11 protein-coding genes and 1 pseudogene are annotated in these 14,335 nt (G+C 28.7%); 6 read left to right on the top strand and 6 right to left on the bottom strand.

Annotated elements, in window-relative coordinates; translation table 11 throughout:
* On the bottom strand, positions 1 to 834 hold the full coding sequence (locus tag CRU94_RS08790; protein WP_129106405.1) for an HDOD domain-containing protein: 834 nt from the start codon (positions 832 to 834) through the stop codon (positions 1 to 3).
* Positions 835 to 871: 37 nt separating this feature from the next.
* Entirely contained in the window at positions 872 to 1,975 is a 1,104-nt protein-coding gene (gene ychF / locus CRU94_RS08785) for a redox-regulated ATPase YchF (protein WP_129106404.1), read from the bottom strand.
* 163 nt (positions 1,976 to 2,138) lie between these two features.
* On the opposite strand from ychF, the gene CRU94_RS08780 reads away from it, so the two are divergent.
* Complete coding sequence (locus CRU94_RS08780; RefSeq protein WP_129106403.1) at positions 2,139 to 4,238, top strand: carbon starvation CstA family protein; 2,100 nt, start codon at positions 2,139 to 2,141, stop codon at positions 4,236 to 4,238.
* A gap of 2 nt (positions 4,239 to 4,240) precedes the next feature.
* On the top strand, positions 4,241 to 4,438 hold the full coding sequence (gene kcuS, locus CRU94_RS08775) for a KCU-star family selenoprotein (RefSeq protein WP_066158949.1): 198 nt from the start codon (positions 4,241 to 4,243) through the stop codon (positions 4,436 to 4,438).
* Between the two features lie 70 nt (positions 4,439 to 4,508).
* Here the strand turns inward: kcuS and CRU94_RS08770 are convergent, their stop codons facing one another.
* From CRU94_RS08770 to ispG, 4 genes are all read right to left on the bottom strand, one after another.
* A complete protein-coding gene (locus CRU94_RS08770; protein ID WP_129106402.1) occupies positions 4,509 to 5,669 on the bottom strand; it encodes a PepSY-associated TM helix domain-containing protein in 1,161 nt (386 codons plus the stop codon).
* An 85-nt stretch (positions 5,670 to 5,754) separates the two neighbouring features.
* The gene (locus CRU94_RS08765) at positions 5,755 to 6,150 is read right to left on the bottom strand and encodes a type II secretion system protein (RefSeq protein WP_129106401.1); all 396 of its coding nucleotides are present in this window, start codon (positions 6,148 to 6,150) and stop codon (positions 5,755 to 5,757) included.
* Between the two features lie 20 nt (positions 6,151 to 6,170).
* A complete protein-coding gene (gene dnaB / locus CRU94_RS08760) occupies positions 6,171 to 8,642 on the bottom strand; it encodes a replicative DNA helicase (protein ID WP_129106400.1) in 2,472 nt (823 codons plus the stop codon).
* Entirely contained in the window at positions 8,642 to 9,703 is a 1,062-nt protein-coding gene (ispG, locus tag CRU94_RS08755; protein ID WP_129106399.1) for a flavodoxin-dependent (E)-4-hydroxy-3-methylbut-2-enyl-diphosphate synthase, read from the bottom strand. Before ispG ends, dnaB begins: the two co-directional genes overlap by 1 nt.
* Before the next feature lie 109 nt (positions 9,704 to 9,812).
* Between ispG and CRU94_RS08750 the strand changes: the two genes are divergently transcribed.
* From CRU94_RS08750 to glyA, 4 genes and pseudogenes are all read left to right on the top strand, one after another.
* Positions 9,813 to 11,873, top strand: coding sequence for a sensor histidine kinase (locus tag CRU94_RS08750; protein WP_129106398.1), 2,061 nt, complete (start codon positions 9,813 to 9,815; stop codon positions 11,871 to 11,873).
* A gap of 56 nt (positions 11,874 to 11,929) precedes the next feature.
* Entirely contained in the window at positions 11,930 to 12,655 is a 726-nt protein-coding gene (locus tag CRU94_RS08745; RefSeq protein ID WP_129106397.1) for a CvpA family protein, read from the top strand.
* Positions 12,656 to 12,669: 14 nt separating this feature from the next.
* Complete coding sequence (gene lysS, locus CRU94_RS08740; protein WP_129106396.1) at positions 12,670 to 14,193, top strand: lysine--tRNA ligase; 1,524 nt, start codon at positions 12,670 to 12,672, stop codon at positions 14,191 to 14,193.
* A 16-nt stretch (positions 14,194 to 14,209) separates the two neighbouring features.
* Positions 14,210 to 14,335: pseudogene (gene glyA, locus CRU94_RS08735) on the top strand (serine hydroxymethyltransferase); the annotation flags it as partial.

Genomic DNA, 14,335 nt, shown 5'->3' with positions numbered 1-14,335 from the left:
CTAATAAATATTTTCATTTTCTAATCTAGTTTTTAAAGTCTTAATTGCTTCTATTAATGCTTTATCATTTAATTTATACTCTTTAGCCTTTTTAATTGCGATATTGATTGATTTTTCACTTAAAGGCTCTTTTATATCTGAAGCTGTTTTAATCACATCTAAAATCATAGCTTTTTGTTTATATTCACTTGGTGATTTTTCTACATCATCAACAAACTCTATGCTATTTATTAACTCTTGACTAAGATTCCAATGTTTAAAAATGTGAGCAGTAACATATGAACTTGAAAATTCAAAAAAATCTTTCTCTATCTCTTGTAGTGATTTTAAATTTTCTAATACCTTTTTATAAAAATCGCCCTCTTTATTATTTGAAATAAGTACATCTGAAATAATATATTTACCAATATCTTGTAGTAAAGCTGGAAGCAAAAGTTTATCTTTTAACTCTGGATCAACTTTGTTTAACCATAAATTTGTAAGAGCTAAAGCTATATTTGAAGCCTTCATAAAATCATCATTTGATAGACCATAAGGTGACAATGAAGATATTAAAAGTTTTTGACTACTTGTAGAGATTGCAACAGAGATTGTAAAGTTTATTCCCAAAAGAGTTATTGCTCGTAATGGTGTTTCTACTTTACTTCTAAATCCAAACATTGCAGAGTTTGCAATTTTTAAAAGATTTGTAACTAATAAAGCATCTTTTTTAATAATTTCATATAACTCTTGTATCTCTTTTTCTTCTTTTTTTCTATACTGTTCGATTTCAATAATAGTTCTTGGAAGAGGAGCCAAGGACTCAACTCTTCTTAATACCTCAGATAATTGCAAAATAGCCCCCTATTTTATTTTTTGAAATCAATCTCTTTTATACATTAAATCTAAAATGCATAACATCACCATCTTGAACGATATAATCTTTACCTTCAAGTCTTAATTTTCCAGCATCTTTACATTTGGCTTCTCCACCAAATTTAACAAAATCTTCATAAGATATAACTTCTGCTTTTATAAAACCTTTTTCAAAGTCATTGTGAATCACTGCAGCTGCTTGTGGAGCTTTTGTATTTTTTCTAATTGTCCAAGCACGAACCTCTATTTTACCAGCTGTAAAGTAACTTTGAAGACCTAATTTATCAAATGCTTTTTGAATAATTTGCTCTAGTCCTGATTCAGCAACTCCTAAATCATCTAAAAAAGCCTTTACCTCATCATCTTCAAGACCCACAAGCTCCTCTTCAATTTTTGCACATAAAACAATAACATCAGCACCAACATTTGATGCATGTTCCTTTACCATCTCAACATAATCATTTGTTCCAACACTTAATGTATCTTCATCAACATTAGCACCATATATTACATCTTTATTTGATAAAAATCTAAGCTCTTTATCTAAAGCTATAAATGCTTCATTATCACTATTTTCAAATGTTTTAACAGGTTGCAGCTCTCCTATGTGAGCATATAACTCTTCGGCAATTGCAAGTTGAGCTGCTGCTTCTTTACTCCCTTTTGCTTGTTTTTTAAGCCTTTCAATTTTTTTCTCTAATTGAGAAATATCTGCATATATAAGCTCTGTTTCAATTATCTCTATATCTCTTAGAGGATTTACATCACCCTCAACATGAACAATATTTCCATCTTCAAAACATCTAACCATATGCAAAATAACTTCAACTTCTCTTATATTTGATAAAAATTGATTTCCTAGTCCCTCACCTTTGCTAGCACCTCGCACTAAACCAGCAATATCAACAAAATCAATAGTTGAGTATTGAATCTTATCTGGATTTACTATCTTTGCTAACTCATCAAGTCTTTTATCAGGAACTGGAACTATTGCTTTATTTGGCTCTATTGTACAAAATGGATAATTTTCCGCTTGTGCATTTTGTGCTTTTGTTAAAGCATTAAAAGTTGTACTTTTCCCTACATTTGGAAGTCCTACTATTCCTACTCCTAATCCCATTTTTATCCTTTATTTTTTTATAGGCATTATTATAGACAAAAATTACAAAATAATAGATAAATAGATATATACAAAATTAAGTCATTATTGACAATTTACTTAACTTTTATTTTATATATTAAGTAGTAGACTTAAAAGTTTTATTTAAAAAAAAGGAATCGCTATGAACAAACTATTATGGGGTGTAGTTGCGGTAATTGGAGCTGTATGCTTTGGTTATTTAGCATTACAAAATGGTGAAACTGTTTCAGCTATGTATTTAGTTGTAGCAGCTATTTGTATCTATATGATTGCATATAGATTTTATGGAAGATTTGTTGCTTATAAAGTTTTAGAACTTGATAAAAATAGAGCAACTCCTGCTATGATAAATGATGATGGAAGAGATTATGTTCCAACAAATAGATCTGTTTTATTTGGTCATCATTTTGCTGCAATTGCTGGTGCTGGTCCACTTGTTGGTCCAATTTTGGCAGCTCAAATGGGGTATTTGCCTTCAATGTTATGGATACTTGTAGGTGGTGTATTTGCAGGTGCAGTTCATGATTTTGTGGTTTTATTTATATCTTCAAGAAGAAATGGTAAATCTTTGGGTGAAATTATAAAAGATGAGTTAGGAACATTCGTTGGTGGTGTTACTATGATTGCTATATTTGGTATTATGTTAATTATTATTGCCATTTTATCAATGGTTGTTGTAAAAGCACTTGCAGAGTCTCCTTGGGGACTGTTTACAATTGCTATGACTATTCCAATTGCAATTTTCATGGGTATTTATATGAGATATTTAAGACCTGGAAAAGTTGGAGAGGCTTCTGTTATTGGATTTATTCTTTTGATTTTGGCTATTCATTATGGAAGTGTTATTGCAGCAGATCCTGTATGGGCAGCTAGATTTACTTTTGATGCTTCAACTTTAGCAATTATTATGATGGCATATGGATTTATAGCTGCTGTTTTACCTGTATGGTTTTTACTTGCTCCTAGAGATTACTTATCAACTTTTTTGAAAATTGGTGTAATTTTACTTATGGCAATTGCAATTGTTATTGTTGCTCCAGATATTCAAATGCCAAAAGTAAACTCTCAATACCTTGATGGAACTGGTCCTGTTTTTGCAGGTGCTATTTTCCCATTTTTATTTATTACAATTGCTTGTGGAGCTATTAGTGGATTTCACGCTCTAATTTCAAGTGGAACAACTCCTAAAATGTTAGAGAACGAGACTCACGCACTTCCTGTTGGATATGGTTCAATGTTAATGGAGAGTGCTGTTGCAATTATGGCTTTAATTTGTGCAACAATTTTACATCCAGGACTTTATTTTGCTATTAACTCACCAGCTGCATTTATAGGAACTGATATTATTCAAGTTGCTCAAACAGTCTCAAGCTGGGGATTTAGTGTAACTCCTGAAGAGATAATTTCTTTAACAAAAAATATTGGTGAAGAGACAATTTTATCAAGAACAGGTGGGGCTCCAACATTTGCGATTGGGGTTGCTTTAGTTCTTCATGAGTTATTTGGTGGAATTGATATGATGGCATTTTGGTATCATTTTGCAATTTTATTTGAAGCTCTGTTTATTTTAACTGCAGTTGATGCTGGTACTAGAGCTTGCAGATTCATGGTTCAAGATATTTTAGGAAATGTTTACAAACCTTTAGGAAATACAAATAACTATGCTGCTAGTATTTTAGCAACTTTTTTAAGTGTTGCTGGATGGGGATATTTCTTATATCAAGGAACAATTGATCCAAGAGGTGGAATTTATTCATTATGGCCACTATTTGGTGTAAGCAACCAAATGTTAGCTGGAATTGCTCTTTTACTTGCTACTGCTGTTTTATACAAAATGGGGAAAGCAAAATATACTTGGGTTACTGTAATTCCAGCAGTTTTTGTATTAACTGCAACAATGTATGGTGGTGTTCAAAAAGTATTACCATATAAAGAGGGAGATAGAGTTCATAATGCTGTAAGTCATGTTGCAACTGCTCAAATTCACTCACAAAAAATTGCTACTTTAGAAGCAAAACTTTTAACTACAACAGATGTAGCTGAGATTGAAAAAATAGAAAATAGTATCTCTATTTCAACTCAAGTTAAGTTTTCAAATATTATAAATGCAATTTTATGTATATTCTTTATGTTTGCAACTACTTTAGTAATAATTGCAACTTTGGGAATCTGTTTTGGAAAAATTAAAATACCTTTAAAAGAGTCTCCTTATGTAAGAGTTGATTCTCTTCAAAAGGCTTAAAAGTGTTTAAACATATTAAAACACTTTATGAAAAATCTGAAAAGTTTTTTCATCCCCTTGTGGGACTATCAAGTTATGAAAAATATCTTGAGCATATGAAAAGAAACCATCCAAATGATAAAGTTTTGTCAAGAGGTGAATTTTTTAATGAAGCACTAGATAGAAGATATAACAGTGGTGGTTTTAAAAAGTGTTGTTAAAAAATCAAGAGTAGAGGCTCTACTAAACATACAAAAAAAGGTCAAGATTTTTCTTGACCTTTTTTATTATCTAATTTATAGAACTATTTGATTTTAAAGCTTTGGCTCTTTTTTTCTTTAATCTATCATAATAAAGCATATATCCTGTTATTACAAATAGTGCCATTAAAGAAGATGCTAAAAACATCAAAAATTGTCCAATCCAACCAAAATACTCTCCACTATGAAGAGGCAACATACTACTCATAAGTTGTTCATTTAATTTTTTATCTTCAAATTTAGACTCTTTTACAACAGCTAATTTTGAAATATCTATTTGTATAGAGTTTGATTCTTTAAAGTGAGTTGCATCTGCATATAAATATGTTATTGTATATAAGCCATCTTTATTTGGTGTTAATGATAATCTTGCATTTTTATAATCTTTTGAAACATTTTGATTAAATATATCAACTACTTTTTGATGATTATCAAAACTAACAGCCTTTATATCCTCTTTTTTATCTATTTTTGTTTGTTGAGAAGATGCTGCTCTTTTTGCTTGTTCAACTTGCATTACTGTAAATATAGCACTTCTATACCAATCATAAGACCAGTAAAGTCCTGTTAGACATAAAAGTAAGAAAAATGGAATAACCCACATACCAACAGCACTATGCATAGTTGATACAAAAGCCCTTTTTTTGTGTTTAAAACTAAATGTAAAGCTATTTAAAAAGTTTGTTTTAATTCTTGGCCAATATACCACTAATCCACCTATTGTTAAAATCAAACAAACAATAGTTGTAATAGCAACTATATTTTTACCAATAGTTCTAGCCTCTCCCTCAAAAGCTAACCATCTGTGTAAAACGAAGAAGAATTGAAAAAAATCTTTTCCTTTAATATCTGGCAAAACTTCAGCTGTGTAAGGATTTATAAATATATTTTTATCTTTTCTATTATTTGGATCTGCTAGGTTTAAGACTACACTTTCACTTTTATCGCTAGAAAAAGAGATGCTATTTATCTTTGCATCTTTATTTAAAGATTGATACTCTTCTAAAATCTCTTTAGTTGTTAAGATTTGTTTATCTGAGGGAATTTTTACACTATATGTATCTTTATTTATAAATCTTAATATCTCTTTTTCATAAGATAAAATAGCTCCTGAAATACCTACAATAAACAAAGTAAGTCCAAAAACTATCCCCAACAACCAGTGAAGTTGAAACCAAAATGACTTGTGCATAGATTATCCTAATATTATTTTTAGAAATAAAATATTACACAAGTAATCTTAATGAAATATTAATAATTGATAATTAATATTGTTTTTAATAAACATCAAAAGTTTTTGACTCTAAACCACTCTCTCTTAACTTTTTACAAATTGGTAAATCTTTAACTAAATCTACTTCTAGCTCAATTTTTAAACCATTTATACTATTTTTTATCTCCAAACTAACACAAGAGTTTTTATCGCTCATTCTTAGTTTTTCAATATCCCAATTTGTAGAACCTATATTTAAAACATCATTTATATCTTCAATTTTTTGATTCAATAAATAGTAGCTTTGAATAGAGTTTATTGCTGTAGAGATATCTCTTTTTAGTGTTGATACCAAAGCACTATCTTTTGTATCCATAAGTTTTGGAGCAGCAAATGAGACTATTATTCCCAAAATTACAATCACAAATATAATCTCAATCAAAGAAAAAGCCCTCTTCATCTTATACTCCTTATGTAAGTTTAAAAAATATCTGGAAAATCCACCTTTGTCTCTTTTGATGTATCTGCAATTGATTCAAAAACAACTTCAACAGGTGCTGCACCAAAGTTTTCATTCTCTTTATCCATAAACTTAGTTAAAGATTTATGAAAATCAAGTTTAACTGTAGCAATTGGTCCATTTCTTTGTTTTCCAATAATTATCTCAGCCTCTTCAATAGGTCTGTCTATAAATTTAGATTTATAATCCTCACCCCTATCTTTTGCCTCTTTCTCTTTTCTAGCCTCATCTCTTTGCTTATAAACATCATCTCTGTAAACAAACATTATAATATCAGCATCCTGCTCGATAGCACCTGATTCTCTTAAATCACTTAACATTGGTCTTTTATCAGGTCTATTTTCTAAACCCCTATTTAACTGAGAGAGTGCAACAATTGGAATTTTAAGCTCACGCGCAAGCATTTTCAAACCTCTTGAAATATCAGAAACCTCTTGATGTCTATCTTTATTTCCAAGACCTTGCATAAGTTGAAGATAATCAATAATTACAAGACTAATATTATTCTCTTGATTTTGAGCAAGTTTTCGCACTCTTGCTCGAAGTTGGTTAATATTTATACTTCCACCATCATCAACAAATAGTTTTTTACTATTTAAATCATCAAAAGCAGCACTTAAAATAGACCACTCTTTATCATCCATATCACCTTTTCTAAGATTTTGTAAAGGAATTGATGTTTTTGCAGCAAGCATTCTTAGCATCAGCTGTTCAGCTGGCATCTCTAGTGAGAAAAATATTACACCTTTTCCTCTTTCAACATTTTTTAAAGCCATATTTAAAACAAGTGCTGTATTATGAGTTACAGTCATATCTTCCAATAAAAACAATCTATTACCATCTATTTCAAAACCAAAATACTCATCAACAATATCTTTTTCTATTTTGATTCCTGTTTGATTCCAAGTTCTATTACAACTCCATTTTTTTGCTTTTTTTCTTTTTACTTTTACTGGAATTTTATCTATATCACCAAAAAATCTTACTCTAAAAACTTCTACTTCATAGTTTATCTTTTTAATTTTAGCAACTTTACTTTTTATTGATGTTCTAAAACCTAAAGTATCACATAGATATTTTACTTGTTGCGCTAAATCTTCATCTTTTAAAGTTATCTCATAACCATTTACTTTTTTATCATAGTGTCCATCACTATCTATTAAACCAGCTAAAAGTTCAAGTCTATTTTTTGTTGAATTAATTAAATAGTTATTTGGAATATGTTTATTTCCTAAAATATTCTCATCTCTAAGTAATTTTTGTAAAGAGAAAGCTGTTTTACCATCAACTTGTTTTTTGTTTGTTATAGAGTATTCAGGACATCTGTTTTCAGCAATATATTTTCTTAATTCTAAACCTAATCTTTTTGAATAATCTTCTAAATAATCTACAACTTCTTTATCTTTAGTATAAATTGAAACTTTTGACTTTGATCCATCTCCCAACCAAAGCCCCAAAAAATATGGCTCAATTTTAAGCTCTTTGTTTTCAAATTCAACTGCAACTTTATAGCCTTTGTAGTTACTTTTGAATTTCAAAGATTTATTTAAATAATCTTTTATATTTATATTTAAAATATCTCCATTTTTATGGGAACCTTCATTTCTACTTCTTTTTAAAGATAAAATGTGAGACTCATTTACTCTATAATCAATAGCTTTATTTTGTCTAACCCAATACATCTGTTCTTTTCCAGTTGTTACAGATAGTACATTTCGTGGCTTTGAATCATCTCCCATAAGCTTATCACCAACTTTTACATCTTCAACACTCTTTAATGTTCCATCGAACATAAGAACTTTTGTACCACGACCTAAACATTTACCCATAGCTGGTCTTGCAGCAATAATTACTAAATCACCCTCGTTTAATCCTGTTGTTCTTTTATCAAGTGAATCAAAACCTGTTGTTTGACCAATTAGATATTTGTTACCAAGTAGTTTCATCTTTTTAATATAATCTAAAGTGTCACTTGTAACAGTTTGCATATCTTTTAATTCACTAGTAGCACTATTTGTAGATATTTTATAAAGTTCACCTTGAATAGTATCTAAAGCTTCATTTGCGCTAATTTCATCTTCAATTGCAACTTTTTTTATTGTTGTTGCAAGTGTTGCTAGCTCTCTTTTTACAGCACTATCTTTTATCTCTCTTACATAAGCGGCTGTATTTGTAATAGGATTTGCACTTAAAATTTCAAGTAAAACCTGATCATCAGCACTTTTTTTATCAACTCTAGTTCTTACAAAATCCTCATCAATTGGCATATCTTCTTCATGAAGTTTTACCATTGCTTCAAAAATAGCCCTATGAGCTGGAAGATAAAAATCTTTAGGTTTTAAAACTCCTAAAACATCCTCTAACTCTTCAGGATTAAAAAAGATTGAACTTAAAACAGCTCTCTCAATGTTTATGCTATAAATACTATCCATTATGCTTTTCTTTTCGCTTCAAATTCAACTTCTTCAACAAACTTGTCTATTAAAGCATCTCCACTAAGTTTTGCAATAATCTCACCTTTTTTCATAACAAGCCCACTTCCTTTTCCAAAAGCAATTGCAACATCAGCACTTTTTGCCTCTCCAATAGCATTTACAACACAACCCATAACTGAAACATCAAGAGGAGTTTTAATATGAGCAGTCCTTCTTTCAACCTCTGCAACAGCGCTTACTAAATCAGCTTCAATTCTTCCACAAGTTGGACATGAAATAATATTTAAGCCCTCTTTTAAAACTCCAGCATCTTTTAAAATAGCTCGACCTACTTTAATCTCCTCTTCAAGCTCTCCTGTCATAGAGACTCTTAAAGTATCTCCAATACCATCTAAAATCAGACTTCCAAGAGCAATTGATGATTTTATTGTAGAGTGAAAAGCAGTTCCAGCTTCAGTTACTCCCAAATGAAATGGATAGTTATTCATAGGTCTTAACATTCTATAAGCTTCAACCGTTCTTTGAACATCAGATGCTTTTAGAGATATTTTAATATCTGTAAAACCTAAATCTTCAAGATATTTTATATTGTAATCAGCACTTGCAACCATACCTTTTGGCGTTTGACCATATTTGTTTTCAAACTCTTTTTCTAAACTTCCACAGTTTACTCCAACTCTAATTGGGATATTTCTTTCATTACAAGCACGAACAACCTCTTGAACTCTTTTTTTATCTCCAATATTTCCTGGATTTATTCTAATACAATCCACAACTTCTGCAGCAATAAGTGCTAGTTTATAGTGAAAATGAATATCTGCAACAATTGGTATTTGAACCTGTTTTTTTATCTCTTTTAAAGCTTGTGCATCTTCAATATGAGGAACAGCAACTCTTACAATATCAGCTCCTGCAAAATGAAGTCTAGTTATCTGCTCAACAGTAGTTTTAATATCTGATGTTTTACTAAATGTCATAGATTGAACACTTATTGGTGCATCACCACCAATTAGGACATTTCCTACTTTTATCTGTTTTGTTGGGTATCTTTTAATCATAAGTGTGATTTTATCTAAAATAAATTAAATAGAAGTGAAGTTTAATTTATAAATAAGAGATTATTTTATATGCTTAGCTTTATTAAAAAATTATCACAAGAGCAAAAAATTGGAAAGAAAAAAAAGTATTTATCTAATAGGTTTAGGATTTATAATATCTGTAATTTTAGCAATAGTTTTAACAAATATCTACATAAATAGTAAACAATCAAAGCTATTAAAATCTATTTATGATAGTACAAATAAAAATATATTTGAAAAAACTCAAAATTTAATAAATGATAAACAAAATACATCTTTGGCAATTGCAATTGCTCTATCAAAAGATGAAAATCTTTATAATCATCTAAAAAATAGAACTTTTAAAGATTTAAACTATGAAAAAATTGCAACATTAATAGAGACACATTCAAAATATAAAAATATTTGGATTCAAATTTTTGATAAAAATTTAAATAGTATTTATAGATCATGGACTAATATAAGAGGAGATCTTAAATTTAGACCTGATTTAAAAAAATTATCATTACTACAAAATATATCAACTTCAATAAGTGCTGGACTTTTTAATGTTGGAATAAAAGCAAGAACTCCAATAATTGATGAAGATGGAAAATTTCAAGGAGCTTTAGAAGTTGTTACTCACTTTGACTCAATAACCGAAGATTTAAATAAAAATAGTATATCTCCTGTTGTAATAGCAGACAAAAGTATTAGAAAAAATCTTACAAATCCTTTATTATCAAAGCTTTTTATAGATGACTATTATATTGCAAATGCAAATGTTGATATAGATTTATACAACTACATAAAAAATAATGGAATTGAAAAATATATAAATATAGATAGTTATATTGTTGAAAATGGTTACTTAATATCTAAGTATCCACTTTTTGATGAAAATGGAAAAAATCTAGCTTATATATTAAATTTTATTAAACTTAATAGCATAAATTTAGAGAGCTTAAACCATATAAAAATTCAAAGTATTTTAGCTTCATTTATAGCTTTAACAATACTTTTTGCGCTCTTTTTAACATACTATATAAAAAATATAAGATATGAAGATAGAAAAAATAGAATCATTTTAGATTCTCAACCAAATATTATAATTATTACAGATGGTGAAAAAATTGTAACTGCAAATCAACAACTTTTTAACTTCTTTTCAGGTGTGAAAAATATAGATGAGTTTAGAAACAAGTATGTTTGTATCTGTTATAAATTTGAAGATATGAAAAGTGATGAGTATCTAACAAATAGATTTTATGATGGTAAGAACTGGGCTGAATACCTATTTACAAATAACAATAAATCATTTAAAGTTGCAATTAAAAACTCAAATAATGAACTAAGATACTTTAGTGTTAAAGCATCTACACAAAAAATTGATTCAACTTTTTTAATTACTTTTATAGATATTACAAATGAGATTTTACAAATTGAAAAAGAGAAAAATGAACAAAAATTGATATTTCAACAATCAAAAATAAATGCAGTTGAGAGAACTTTAAATAATATTGCACATCACTGGAGACAACCTTTGAGTGTTATTAGCACAATTTCAAGTGGAATGAGACTAAAAGAGGAGTTAAATCAACTAGACAAAAATGAGATTTTAGAGTCTTGCGATAAAATAGTGCTAAATACAAAAAAATTATCAACTACTATAGAAAACTTCTCTACTTTTTTTGATAAAGATGCTAAAAATAGCTCTTCAATAGTTGAAATTATAAGTAGTGTAATATCTTTTTTTGAAACAATTTTTGAAGAAAATGGTATTGAATGTAAATTTACACACAATGGTGATTTAATGATAGAGTGCAATAAAAATGATTTTACAGACTCTATTTTAAATATTATTGATAACTCAATTTATGCTTTAAACAGTGAAAAAAACTTAGAAAAAAAAGTTATTTTAATAGATTTTTCAAACAAAGAGTTAACAATTCAAGATAGTGCAAATGGGATAGATGAAGAGATTTTACCAAAGGTTTTTGAACCATACTTCACAACAAAACACAACTCTTATGGAATTGGTCTTGGACTCTATACCGTTCATGAATTTTTTGTAAAAACATTAAATTTGACAATACAACTAGAGAATAAAAAATTTACTTATGATGGTAAAAACCTCAAAGGCTTGAACATTAGAATAAATTTTAATTAAACTTTAATTTTATCTTTTTTAGATAAAATTCACGAATTATTCAAAAAGGAACTTTTATGCAAGATATTGCAATGTTTGATATAGTAATTATTTTAATTACTCTTTTTTTAGGATTAAAGGGCTTATTTAAAGGTTTTATAAAAGAGGTTTTTGGTCTTTTAGGTATTGTTGGTGCTATATTCATAGCTTCTAGAATATCTTTAGAAGTTGGAAATGTTGTAGCTTCTGTTTTAAATATAGAGAATGAATCTACAATAAAACTTTTAGGTTTTATAATATCTGTTATTGCTATTTGGTTTGTTATTTATAGTTTGGGTATTATTGTTAGCAAAATTTTTAGTGCAAGTGGACTTGGAATATTTGATAGAGTTTTAGGGTTTATTTTTGGTGCTGCTAAAGTGTTTTTAATTTTCTCAGTTATAGCTTATGCTATAAACTCTATTGACTCATTTAAAAAATCAATAGATGAAAACTTTTCAAACTCTATAGTTATGCCTCATTTAATAAGTGTTGGTTCATACATTATGAAAATTGATACAAACTCAATTAAAGAGCAAATAAATGAAGGTACAAAAGAGATTCAAGAGAATGTTTCAACTGTAATTGAAGGTGCAAAAGATGAGGCAGTTCAAATGGAGCAACAAGCAAGTGATTTTATAAAAAATAGAGCTGCGCAAGAGTTTGAAAAAGAGTTAAATAGACAAAAACAGCAGTTTGAAGATGAATTAAAAAGTCAAAAAGATAGATTTGATAGTGTTAATAATCAAAATAAAGAGGATTAGAAAAGGATTAAAAATTGTTTGAAAATAGATTTATACAACAAAGAATAGAGAAAGTTGAAAATTTACGAAATTTAGGAATAAACCCTTACCCAAATGATAGTAAAAGAGATTGTACAATTGCAAAATATTTAAATGTAAATAGTGATGTATTTAAACTAGAGTCAAAAAGAGATGAGAATAGAAACTATACAATATCAGGAAGAATAAAACTTTTTAGACTTATGGGGAAAGCTAGTTTCTTAAAAATTGAAGATGAAAGCGGAGTTTTACAAGTTTATGTAGCAAGAGATAATTTAGAAGAGAATTTTTATAATGATATTTTCAAAAAATTTGTAGAGGTTGGAGATATTGTTGAAGTTAGTGGTTATCCATTTGTAACAGGTCATGGAGAGTTATCACTTCTTGTTACAAACTTAAAAATTCTTACAAAAGCTATATCTCCACTTCCAGAAAAGTATCATGGAATCCAAGATAAAGAGCTAAGATATAGACAAAGATATCTTGATCTAATTATGAATAGTGAAGTGAGAAAAACATTTCATATTAGAAGTAAAGTAATTTCACTTACAAGAAAATTTTTTGAAGCAAAAGGTTTTTTAGAAGTTGAAACCCCAATGATGCATCCAATCGCAGGTGGAGCAAATGCTAAACCATTTGTTACTCATCACAATGCTTTAGGAATTGATAGATACTTAAGAATAGCACCTGAATTATATTTAAAAAGATTAATTGTTGGTGGATTTGAAGCTGTATTTGAGATAAATAGAAATTTTAGAAATGAAGGTATGGATGCAACTCATAATCCTGAATTTACCTCTATAGAGTTTTATTGGGCATATAAAACTTATGAGGATTTAATTGAGCTTACAATTGAGTATTTTGAATATCTATTTGAAAATTTAGATCTTCCAAAAATACTTCCTTATGGTGATTTCAAAATTGATTTTAATAAATTCACACAAATTCCACTAATTCAATCTTTGTATGAAATTGGTGGAGTTCCACAAGATATAGTTGAAGATAAAGAGAAAATTTTAGATTTTTTAAGAGCAAATAAACTTGAAGCAAATCCAAAACTAAATCTTGGACAACTTCAAGGTGAACTATTTGATGAGTTTGTTGAAGCAAAGCTAATTAATCCAACATTTATTACAGAGTATCCAGTTGATATCTCTCCACTTGCAAGAAGAAATGATGCAAAACCTCACTTAACAGAGAGATTTGAACTATTTATTGCTGGAAAAGAGATTGCAAATGCGTTTAGTGAGTTAAATGATCCACTTGATCAACTAAGTAGATTTGAAGCTCAAATGGCTGCAAAAGATAGTGGTGATGATGAAGCTCATGAGATGGACGAAGATTTTGTAAATGCTCTATCTTATGGTATGGCTCCAACTGCTGGTCAAGGAATTGGAATCGATAGACTTGTAATGATGCTTACAAATCAACACTCTATTAGAGATGTTTTACTATTTCCAGCAATGAAACCTGTAAAACAAGAGATTGATTTATATAGTGAAGATGAAGAAAAAAAATAGAAAAATGGAGAATAATATGAACTACATAACAAACGATAATTTAGAAGTAGCAGATAAAGAGGTATTTGATATAGTTGAAGCAGAACTAAAAAGACAAACAAACCATCTTGAGATGATTGCAAGTGAGAACTTTACAAGTCCA

Origin of the sequence: Arcobacter sp. AHV-9/2010, from assembly GCF_004116575.1 — a bacterium.
Lineage (GTDB): Bacteria > Campylobacterota > Campylobacteria > Campylobacterales > Arcobacteraceae > Aliarcobacter > Aliarcobacter skirrowii.
This window is presented reverse-complemented; position numbering and strand designations above follow the sequence as displayed.

Excerpts from the sequence above, each read along its gene's own strand:
- ychF (WP_129106404.1), bottom strand. The coding sequence starts at position 1,975 with ATGGGATTAGGAGTAGGAATAGTAGGACTTCCAAATGTAGGGAAAAGT.
- CRU94_RS08780 (WP_129106403.1), top strand. The coding sequence starts at position 2,139 with ATGAACAAACTATTATGGGGTGTAGTTGCGGTAATTGGAGCTGTATGC.
- CRU94_RS08770 (WP_129106402.1), bottom strand. The coding sequence starts at position 5,669 with ATGCACAAGTCATTTTGGTTTCAACTTCACTGGTTGTTGGGGATAGTT.
- CRU94_RS08765 (WP_129106401.1), bottom strand. The coding sequence starts at position 6,150 with ATGAAGAGGGCTTTTTCTTTGATTGAGATTATATTTGTGATTGTAATT.
- dnaB (WP_129106400.1), bottom strand. The coding sequence starts at position 8,642 with ATGGATAGTATTTATAGCATAAACATTGAGAGAGCTGTTTTAAGTTCA.
- ispG (WP_129106399.1), bottom strand. The coding sequence starts at position 9,703 with ATGATTAAAAGATACCCAACAAAACAGATAAAAGTAGGAAATGTCCTA.
- CRU94_RS08745 (WP_129106397.1), top strand. The coding sequence starts at position 11,930 with ATGCAAGATATTGCAATGTTTGATATAGTAATTATTTTAATTACTCTT.